The organism is Streptomyces durbertensis (genome assembly GCF_014156695.1).
GTDB classification, from domain to species: domain Bacteria; phylum Actinomycetota; class Actinomycetes; order Streptomycetales; family Streptomycetaceae; genus Streptomyces; species Streptomyces durbertensis.
In genome coordinates this window covers 1-8,793 of record NZ_WMLF01000215.1, presented here as the reverse complement: position 1 = coordinate 8,793, position 8,793 = coordinate 1, and the positions used below count along the sequence as shown (strand labels likewise).

The window sequence follows — 8,793 nt, the reverse complement described above, 5'->3', positions numbered from 1 at the left end:
CCCGTCCCCTCCACCACCCCTAAGGAGAACAGGCACCCATGGACGCCGTAACCCACGTCCCCGCCCCGTACAACGAGCCCGTGCACTCCTACGCGCCGGGCAGCCCCGAGCGGGCCCGGCTGGAGCGCAAGCTCAAGGAACTCGCCGACAACCCGATCGACCTCCCCATGACGATCAACGGGGAGAAGCGGATGGCCGGCGGCGAGCGTTTCACCGTCGTCCAGCCGCACAACCACCGCGCTGTGCTCGGCACCTCCGCGCACGCCACCCGGCAGGACGCCCAGGACGCGATCGACGCGGCCCTGGCGGCGGCGCCCGCCTGGCGCGCCACCTCCTTCGACGACCGCGCGGCGATCATCCTCAAGGCCGCCGAACTGCTGTCCGGCCCGTGGCGCGAGACCATCGCCGCCTCGACGATGCTCGGCCAGTCCAAGACCGCCCAGCAGGCCGAGATCGACGCGCCCTGCGAGCTGGTGGACTTCTGGCGCTTCAACGTGCACTTCGCGCGCGAGCTGCTCGCCGAGCAGCCGCCCATCCAGCCCAACGGCGTGTGGAACCGGCTGGACCACCGCCCGCTGGAGGGCTTCGTCTACGCGATCACCCCGTTCAACTTCACCGCGATCGCCGGCAACCTGCCGACCGCGCCCGCGCTGATGGGCAACGTCGTGGTCTGGAAGCCGTCCCCGACGCAGACCCACTCCGCCGTGCTGCTCATGGAACTGCTGGAGGAGGCCGGTCTGCCCAAGGGCGTCATCAACCTGGTGACCGGCGACGGCAAGGAGGTCTCCGAGGTCGCGCTGCCGCACCCGGAGCTGGCCGGCGTCCACTTCACCGGCTCGACCGCCACCTTCCAGTACCTCTGGCAGCAGGTCGGCAACAACATCGCCGGCTACCGCTCCTACCCCCGCATCGTCGGTGAGACGGGCGGCAAGGACTTCATCGTCGCCCACCCGACCGCCGACCCGGCCGTCCTGAAGACCGCCATCACCCGCGGCGCCTTCGAGTACCAGGGCCAGAAGTGCTCGGCCGCCTCCCGCGCCTACGTCCCGCGCTCCCTGTGGGAGGGCGGTCTGCGCGACGACCTGGCCGCCGAGACCGAGGGCCTGACCATGGGCGACGTCACCGACCTGTCGAACTTCGTCGGCGCGGTGATCGACGACCGGGCGTTCGCCAAGAACAAGGCGGCCATCGACCGGGCCAAGGAGGACCCGACCTGCGAGATCGTCGCCGGCGGCAGCTACGACGACTCGGTCGGCTACTTCGTCCGCCCGACCGTGATCGTCTGCTCCGACCCGGAGAACGAGGTCTTCAGGACGGAGTACTTCGGCCCGATCATCGCCGTCCACGTCTACGAGGACGGCGACTTCGACCAGGTCGTCGACCAGATGGAGTCCGTCTCCGCCTACGCCCTCACCGGCGCGGTGCTGGCGAAGGACCGGGCCGTCGTCGCCGAGGTCTCCGAGAAGCTGCGCTTCGCCGCCGGCAACTTCTACGTCAACGACCGGCCGACCGGCTCCATCGTGGGCCAGCAGCCGTTCGGCGGCGCCCGGGCCTCGGGCACCAACGACAAGGCCGGCTCCAAGTTCAACCTGCTGCGCTGGATGTCGCCGCGGGCCATCAAGGAGACGATGGTCGCGCCGACCGACTACCGCTACCCGCACATGGGCTGACCTTCCCGGTCCGCCCACGACGTGAGCCCTCACCCGGCTCACCGGGCCCGCCGGCCGCGACTCCCCTCGCGGCCGGCGGGCCCGACCCGTCTCCGGCGGTGTCACACCGCGAGCGCCACGACCAGCTCCTCGTCCTCCTTCTCGCCGGTCGGCGTGAAGCCCAGCGACCCGTACAGCCGGGCCGCCGCGAGGTTGCGCGGGTGGTAGGACAGCCGGACCTCACCGCAGTCGGGCCGGGAGGCGAGGCGCGCGAGGAGCGCCCGCACCGCCGCGCGGCCGGTGCCGCGGGCCTGCTCGGCGGCGTCCACCACCATCCCGCCGATCCAGTAGGCGCCGCCCTCGGTGTCGCGCGCCCACATGACGTGGCCGACCACCGCGCCGTCGGCGAGCACGGCCAGCGAGTTCCACAGCCCGCCGCGGTCGGACAGCAGCAGGTAGCGGGCGGCCAGCGCGGCGACGAACTCCCGCTGGTCGTCGTGGGGCGCCACGTCGGCGACCGCGCGCCAGTTGTCGTCGTCCACCTCGGCGAGGGTGACGACCCGGCCCAGCCCGTCGGTGAAGGGCGGCCGGTCGTCGCGTTTCTCAGGTTCTCTCACAGCCGGACATACGATCACAGGACGGAGGCCGGCGGCACGTCCTTTTGGTGCCGCCGCTCCGGTGGTCCCCGCGATCGACGAGGAGGATGCCGTGGTGGCGGTGCGAGGCGTGACGCTCCGGGCGGTCCTGTGGGACGTGGACGACACCCTGTTCGACCACACCGGCGCCGACCGCGCCGCCGTGCTCGGCCACCTCGACGCGACGGGCCTGCTGCCCGGCTTCCCCTCCGCCCAGGCCGCCTGGCTGCGCTGGCAGGAGGTGGCCACCGAGCAGCTCGCGGCGCTCTCGGCCGGCGAGGTCGACTACGCGGGCCACCGCCGAGCCCGGGCCAGGGCCTTCGCCGGGCCGCTCGGGGACGCGGAGGCCGACCGCTGGTTCGACGCCTACGTGGCCCGGTACGAGGCCGGCTGGGCGCTCTTCGACGACGTGCCGCCGGTGCTGGACGCGCTCGGCGGCCGCTACCGGCACGCCGTGCTCTCCAACGCGGCGACCACCGCCCAGGACCGCAGGCTGCGGCGGCTCGGCATCCGGAACAGGTTCGAGCTGGTACTGGGCGCCGACGCGCTCGGCCGCGCCAAGCCGGACCCGGAGGCGTTCCGCACGGCCTGCCGCTGCCTGGGCCTGGCGCCGGCGGAGGTGCTGTACGTCGGGAACGACCTGGCGACGGACGCGGAGGCGGCGCGCGCCGCCGGGCTGGCCGCCGTCTGGCTCGACCGCGAGGGCACACGTCCGACCGCCGGCGTCCCGCGCGTCCGCGGCCTCGACGAGCTTCCGGCGTTCCTCGACGCTCTCGACCCGGGCTCGGTGCGCCCCGGGGGTGGGCTTCGTCTCACATAGTAGGAAGGCCAACTATTTGGCGAGACATCACAGCCGATCGCTTCTACCTTGGTAGTAGCCGAACCAGTCGCTCCATCGAGCGGTCGGCGGATGTGGAGCGGTGCTCTGCCGCAGGTGACCCCTGCCGCGCCGCGACCCCCGCCCCCTTTTCCGGCCGTATGAATCCGTTTCCTCATCTCGGGGTCTACTGCTGAAGGAGCCCTCCCATGGACGCCACCGCCCACCGCCGCGCCCGTCACGCCTCCCGTTCCGGCGAGGCCGACCGCAAGAACGCCGCCGCCGCCCTCCAGCGCGCCCTGGACCGCCGCGACAACGGCGGCGCGACCGGACACTGACCGTCGCCGCGGTCCGCGCCCCCGTGGGGCGGCGCGGACCGCGCGGGCACGCGCCGCCCGGCGCCTTGTCCGCATCCTGGACGACGTCATGTCATGAACTGGGACGAGGAGTAGGGTCGCCGCATGGCGCGCAGCATCAATCTCGCAGTGATCCCCGGCGACGGTATCGGCCGTGAGGTCGTGACCCAGGGGCTGAAGGTCCTCAGCGCGGTCCTCCCGCAGGACGTGAAACTGGAGACCAAGGAGTACGACCTCGGAGCGCGCCGCTGGCACGCCACGGGGGAGACCCTCCCGGACGCGGAACTGGAGGCGCTGCGCTCGCACGACGCGATCCTGCTCGGCGCGATCGGCGACCCGTCGGTGCCGTCCGGCGTGCTGGAGCGGGGGCTGCTGCTCAAGCTGCGCTTCGCGTTCGACCACTACGTGAACCTGCGGCCCTCCAAGCTCTTCCCCCACACCGCGAGCCCGCTCGCCGGCGACCCGGAGATCGACTTCGTCGTCGTCCGGGAGGGCACCGAGGGCCCCTACGTGGGCAACGGCGGCAGCCTGCGCACCGGCACGCCCGCCGAGGTCGCCACCGAGGTCAGTCTGAACACCGCGCACGGCGTCGAGCGCGTCGTCCGCGACGCGTACGAGCGGGCCGCCGCCCGTCCGCGCAAGAAGCTCACGCTGGTCCACAAGAACAACGTCCTGGTGTACGCCGGCCACCTGTGGAAGAACATCTTCGACCGGGTGGGCGAGGAGTACCCCCAGGTCACCACCGACTACCTGCACGTCGACGCCGCGACGATCTTCCTGGTCAACGACCCGGCCCGGTTCGACGTGATCGTCACCGACAACCTGTTCGGCGACATCCTCACCGACCTCGCCGCCGCGATCACCGGCGGCATCGGCCTCGCCGCCTCGGGCAACATCAACCCCTCGGGCGCCTTCCCCTCGATGTTCGAGCCGGTGCACGGCTCCGCCCCGGACATCGCCGGAACCGGCAAGGCCGACCCCACGGCGACCATCCTCTCCGTGGCGCTTCTGCTCGACCACCTCGGCCACCGCGCCGAGGCGGCCCGCATCGAGGAGGCGGTCACCGCCGACCTCGCGGAGCGGGCCGGCGCGCCCGCGCGGACGACCGACGAGATCGGCGACGCGCTCGCGGTACGCGTGGCCGACTGACACCGGCACTCCGCACGCGACGCGGCGGCCGGGCACCAGCTCCCGGCCGCCGCGTCGCGTTGTGCGGCCGGGCGCGCGACGATCGATCACCTCAACGGACCGACCGCCGCGACGTCACCTTCCCGACCCGTCTCCTTGACGCGGACTTCCACGCGCGATAATCGAACCTGGGGCCGCGCGAGAAGGAGCCAGCCGGACGTCGACGTACGTGAGCGGTCCACCAGGCAACGGAAGTGAAGGACGCGCCCATGACGACGCCTCGTATCGAATTCGACATCACGCCCTCGGCGAGCCCGCTACCGGCCGCCGAACGCGAGGCGGTGCTGGCGAACCCCGGTTTCGGCCGCCGCTTCACCGACCACATGGTCACCATCCGCTGGACCGAGGCCAAGGGCTGGCACGACGCCCAGCTCACCCCGTACGCGCCGCTGGAGATCGACCCGGCGAACATGACGCTGCACTACGCGCAGTCCATCTTCGAGGGGCTGAAGGCGTACCGGCAGCCGGACGGCTCGGTCGCGGTGTTCCGCCCGGACGCCAACGCCCGCCGCTTCCAGCGTTCGGCCCGCCGGCTGGCGATGCCGGAGCTGCCGGTCGAGACCTTCATCGAGGCGTGCGACCTGCTGGTGAAGCAGGACAACGAGTGGGTGCCCGGTGTCGGCGAGGAGTCGCTGTACCTGCGGCCGTTCATGTTCGCCGCCGAGGTCGGACTCGGTGTGCGCCCCGCGAACGAGTACCTGTTCATGGTCATCGCCTCGCCCGCCGGGCCGTACTTCCCCGGGGGCGTCAAGCCGCTGTCGGTCTGGCTGTCCGAGGAGTACGTGCGGGCGGCCCCCGGCGGTACCGGCGAGGCCAAGTGCGCGGGCAACTACGCCGCCTCCCTCATGGCGCAGGCGCAGGCCGCCGCGCACGGCTGCGACCAGGTGGTGTGGCTCGACGCGATCGAGCACCGCTGGGTCGAGGAGATGGGCGGCATGAACCTGTACTTCGTGTACGGCAGCGGCGCCGACGCGAAGGTCGTCACGCCCGAGCTGACCGGCACCCTCCTGCCGGGCATCACCCGGGAGTCGCTGCTGAGCATCGCCTCCGACCTCGGCTACGAGACCGGTGAGGTGCGGATCTCCACCGAGGAGTGGCGCGAGGGCAACGCGGACGGCTCGATCACCGAGGTCTTCGCCTGCGGTACCGCCGCCGTCATCACCCCGGTGGGCTCGGTGAAGTCCAACGGCGCGAACTGGACCGTCGGTGACGGGCAGCCCGGTGAGATCACCATGCGGCTGCGCGAGAAGATGCTCGCCATCCAGTCGGGCCAGGCCGAGGACGTCCACGGCTGGATGCACCGACTGGGCTGAGCCCCGTCCCGCGCTCGGGCCGCCCGCCTCCACACCGGGCGGCCCGATGCGTGCGGGGTGGTGTGAACGCCGGTGCACGCTGCCCGGAACGTCACCTTCCGCACCCGCAGATCCGGAATGTGAGACGGTTTACGGCCGCTCGGCGGCGGTGTGCAAGAATCAGCCCGTGCTTTCGACCGTCATGATTATCGGCGACAGCGCGCCGGTCCTCAGTGGACGTTGACCGCAGCCAGACCCCATGCGGCGACGGACACCGTGTCCCAGACCCGCGCGCAGACCTCTCGCACCCGCGAGGGGTCGTTTTGTTTTCCGGCCCCCACCCCGGGCCGGGCGGCGCCGCGCGCGATGATGGGGACAAGTGGAGCCATGTCTTCCGGACCCACTCGTTATCTCCTAGGAGACCAGCAGCATGACCACGGCCGTCCCCGACGACTCCTTCCACGTCTTCGACACCACGCTGCGCGACGGCGCCCAGCGTGAGGGAATCAACCTCACCGTCTCCGACAAGCTGACCATCGCCCGGCACCTGGACGAGTTCGGCGTGGGCTTCATCGAGGGCGGCTGGCCCGGCGCGAACCCGCGTGACACCGAGTTCTTCGAGCGCGCCCAGCGCGAGATCGAGTTCCGCCACGCGCAGCTCGTGGCGTTCGGCGCCACCCGCAAGGCGGGGGTGCGCGCGGCCGACGACGCCCAGCTCGTCGCGCTCGCCGACTCCGGCGCCCCGGTGGTCACCCTCGTGGCGAAGTCGCACGACCGGCACGTGGAGCTGGCGCTGCGCACCACGCTGGAGGAGAACCTGGCCATGATCCGCGACTCCGTCGCCTATCTGCGGGAGCGCGGGCGGCGGGTGTTCGTGGACTGCGAGCACTTCTTCGACGGCTACCAGGACAACCCCGAGTACGCGAAGCAGGTCGTGCGCACGGCGTACGGGGCCGGCGCGGACGTTGTTGTCCTGTGCGACACCAACGGCGGCATGCTGCCGGCGCGGGTGCACGCCGTGGTGCGGACCGTCCTGAACGACACGGGCGCCCGGCTGGGTGTGCACGCCCAGGACGACACCGGCTGCGCCGTCGCCAACACGCTCGCCGCCGTCGACGCTGGGGCCACCCACGTGCAGTGCACCGCGAACGGCTACGGCGAGCGGGTCGGCAACGCCAACCTCTTCCCGGTCGTCGCGGCCCTCCAGCTCAAGTACGGGCGCACGGTCGTGCCGCCGGAGGCGCTGCCGGAGATGACCCGGATCTCGCACGCCATCGCCGAGGTCGTCAACCTCACGCCCGCCACCCACCAGCCGTACGTGGGACTCTCCGCGTTCGCCCACAAGGGTGGTCTGCACGCCTCCGCGATCAAGGTCGACCCCGACCTGTACCAGCACATCGACCCCGAGCAGGTGGGCAACTCGATGCGGATGCTGGTCTCCGACATGGCCGGCCGCGCCTCCGTCGAACTCAAGGGCAAGGAACTGGGCTACGACCTGGCGGGCGACCGGGAGCTGGTCGGCCGGATCGTCGACCGGGTCAAGACGCAGGAGCTGCGCGGCTACACCTACGAGGCGGCCGACGCCTCGTTCGAGCTGCTGCTGCGCGAGGAGGTGCACCGCGGCCGGACGGCGACCGGTGGCGAGGCCGGCGCGACCGCCGGGGAGGGCCGCTTCTTCCGGGTGGAGTCCTGGCGGGCGATCGTGGAGGACCGCCCCGACGGCAGCCACGCCAACGAGGCGACCGTCCGGGTGTGGGCCAAGGGCGAGCGGGTGGTGGCGACCGGCGAGGGCAACGGTCCGGTGAACGCGCTGGACCGCGCGCTGCGGGTGGCGCTGGAGGGTGTCTACCCCGAGCTGGCGCGGATGGAACTGGTCGACTACAAGGTGCGGATCCTGGAGGGCCGGCACGGCACCGAGTCCACCACCCGGGTGCTGATCTCCACCTCCGACGGCACCACCGAGTGGTCGACCGTCGGTGTCGCGGACAACGTCATCGCGGCGTCCTGGCAGGCGCTCGACGACGCCTACACCTACGGGCTGCTGCGCGCCGGACTGACGCCGACCGAGTGACCCGGCACCCCGGGGCCGGTGCCGCCGGTGGTGGGGTCTGACGATACGGTGGGACGGCTTCCACAACGGCCGTCCGACCGCCCACCAACGGCGGCACCGGCGGCCGGGAGATGACCAGACGGCGTCGACTGTGGGAATTCCACAGGTACAGGGCCCGTTAGTGCAGGGAACCGGTGCCCTGGACCCTCGTTTGTGTGGTGGTTCTGTCCAGCACGGCCATGAATCGCCGGTGGAGACTGTACGAATCCGACGAGGTACTCGGCGTGCCGCGTTTCGTAGGGTCTATACATGACCGAAGCGCCCCAGACCTCAGCCGTGGCCACCGACGCGCGAGGCCGTACGGCCGAGCTGCACGCGATCCGTGCGCAAGCCCACCAGGGTCCCAGCGAGCGCGCGACCGAGGCGCAGCACGCGAAGGGCAAGCTGACCGCGCGTGAGCGTATCGGTCTGCTGTTGGACGAGGGTTCGTTCAACGAGGTGGAGACGTTGCGTCGGCACCGGGCGTCGGGTTTCGGCCTGGAGGCGAAGAGGCCGTACACCGATGGTGTGGTGACGGGTTGGGGGACGGTGCACGGGCGGACGGTGTTCGTCTACGCGCATGATTTCCGGATCTTCGGCGGTGCGTTGGGTGAGGCTCACGCGCAGAAGATCCACAAGATCATGGACATGGCCATCGCGGCGGGTGCTCCGCTGGTGTCGTTGAACGACGGTGCGGGTGCGCGGATCCAGGAGGGTGTGTCGGCGCTGGCCGGGTATGGCGGGATCTTCCAGCGGAACACCCGGGC

The 8,793-nt window shown here is 71.6% G+C and carries 8 protein-coding genes; 7 read left to right on the top strand and 1 reads right to left on the bottom strand.

Annotated elements, in window-relative coordinates:
- Positions 1 to 38: 38 nt before the first annotated feature.
- Positions 39 to 1,670, top strand: coding sequence for an L-glutamate gamma-semialdehyde dehydrogenase (pruA, locus tag GL263_RS15495; protein ID WP_182856299.1), 1,632 nt, complete (start codon positions 39 to 41; stop codon positions 1,668 to 1,670).
- Between the two features lie 101 nt (positions 1,671 to 1,771).
- Here pruA and GL263_RS15490 read toward each other — a convergent pair whose 3' ends face one another.
- Positions 1,772 to 2,266 carry a GNAT family N-acetyltransferase gene (locus GL263_RS15490; RefSeq protein ID WP_182856298.1) on the bottom strand — a complete coding sequence of 165 codons (495 nt, stop codon included), beginning with the start codon at positions 2,264 to 2,266 and terminating at the stop codon, positions 1,772 to 1,774.
- A gap of 91 nt (positions 2,267 to 2,357) precedes the next feature.
- Here GL263_RS15490 and GL263_RS15485 point away from each other — a divergent pair, with 91 nt between their 5' ends.
- The 6 genes from GL263_RS15485 to GL263_RS15465 all read left to right on the top strand — a co-directional run.
- The gene (locus tag GL263_RS15485; protein WP_323379416.1) at positions 2,358 to 3,104 is read left to right on the top strand and encodes an HAD family hydrolase; all 747 of its coding nucleotides are present in this window, start codon (positions 2,358 to 2,360) and stop codon (positions 3,102 to 3,104) included.
- A 206-nt stretch (positions 3,105 to 3,310) separates the two neighbouring features.
- The gene (locus GL263_RS28875) at positions 3,311 to 3,439 is read left to right on the top strand and encodes a hypothetical protein (RefSeq protein WP_267132770.1); all 129 of its coding nucleotides are present in this window, start codon (positions 3,311 to 3,313) and stop codon (positions 3,437 to 3,439) included.
- A 123-nt stretch (positions 3,440 to 3,562) separates the two neighbouring features.
- Positions 3,563 to 4,606: a 3-isopropylmalate dehydrogenase gene (locus tag GL263_RS15480; protein WP_182856297.1), complete on the top strand. Its 1,044-nt coding sequence runs from the start codon at positions 3,563 to 3,565 to the stop codon at positions 4,604 to 4,606.
- Between the two features lie 248 nt (positions 4,607 to 4,854).
- Positions 4,855 to 5,958 (top strand): branched-chain amino acid aminotransferase, encoded by a 1,104-nt coding sequence (locus tag GL263_RS15475; RefSeq protein WP_182856296.1) that lies wholly within the window; start codon positions 4,855 to 4,857, stop codon positions 5,956 to 5,958.
- A gap of 409 nt (positions 5,959 to 6,367) precedes the next feature.
- Positions 6,368 to 8,008, top strand: coding sequence for a citramalate synthase (gene cimA / locus GL263_RS15470; protein ID WP_182856295.1), 1,641 nt, complete (start codon positions 6,368 to 6,370; stop codon positions 8,006 to 8,008).
- 288 nt (positions 8,009 to 8,296) lie between these two features.
- Positions 8,297 to 8,793, top strand: a 497-nt coding sequence (locus GL263_RS15465; RefSeq protein ID WP_323379415.1) for a carboxyl transferase domain-containing protein, incomplete at its 3' end; no start/stop codon positions are given.

Coding starts and splice junctions, on each gene's coding strand:
- GL263_RS15480 (WP_182856297.1), top strand. CDS start 3,563: ATGGCGCGCAGCATCAATCTCGCAGTGATCCCCGGCGACGGTATCGGC.
- cimA (WP_182856295.1), top strand. CDS start 6,368: ATGACCACGGCCGTCCCCGACGACTCCTTCCACGTCTTCGACACCACG.
- pruA (WP_182856299.1), top strand. CDS start 39: ATGGACGCCGTAACCCACGTCCCCGCCCCGTACAACGAGCCCGTGCAC.
- GL263_RS28875 (WP_267132770.1), top strand. CDS start 3,311: ATGGACGCCACCGCCCACCGCCGCGCCCGTCACGCCTCCCGTTCCGGC.
- GL263_RS15475 (WP_182856296.1), top strand. CDS start 4,855: ATGACGACGCCTCGTATCGAATTCGACATCACGCCCTCGGCGAGCCCG.